The organism is Pseudomonas onubensis (assembly GCF_965653655.1).
In the GTDB taxonomy this organism is placed as follows: domain Bacteria; phylum Pseudomonadota; class Gammaproteobacteria; order Pseudomonadales; family Pseudomonadaceae; genus Aquipseudomonas.
The window spans coordinates 1-423 of the sequence record NZ_CBFHAZ010000307.1 but is presented as its reverse complement, the minus strand read 5'-3'; the positions used below and the strand labels follow the sequence as shown (position 1 = coordinate 423).

General features: G+C 44.0%; 1 protein-coding gene. It reads left to right on the top strand.

Annotated features, from left to right (window positions below; genetic code table 11):
• Positions 1 to 297, top strand: a 297-nt coding sequence (locus ACTD9P_RS30090; protein ID WP_438870495.1) for a hypothetical protein, incomplete at its 5' end; no start/stop codon positions are given.
• Positions 298 to 423: the final 126 nt, after the last annotated feature.

Below are 423 nucleotides of genomic sequence, written 5' to 3'. Positions count from 1 at the left end.
GGAATTATGGAATTGGTAAGAATTTTTAAAGAGCATAATGTTTTCGGCTGGATATCAGTCGGTACCGCGATTTTGTCGCTGCTGCTTTTGAACGTGGCAATCATCAGCAATGTGACTTTCTATTCTTATCAGATGCTGCCGTTTGCGATGGCCGCCGTGCCGTTCGGCATCATTGAGCTGTTTATTAAAAAAGGACGGACGGGCCCGGGACTGCTCGGTGTCATCCTCAACCTTTTCGTCATTGTTTGTGTATATACGATCGTTGCCGTTGATACGAATCTGCAATTCGGTTTTTAAACATAAAAACAGGCCCTTTTACAGGGGCCTGTTTTTTTAAAATGAAAGAACGCCGATTAAATGCAGCAATACGACGATGATAGCCAGCGGCACGAGGTATTTCAGAAGGAAATACCACACCTGAAA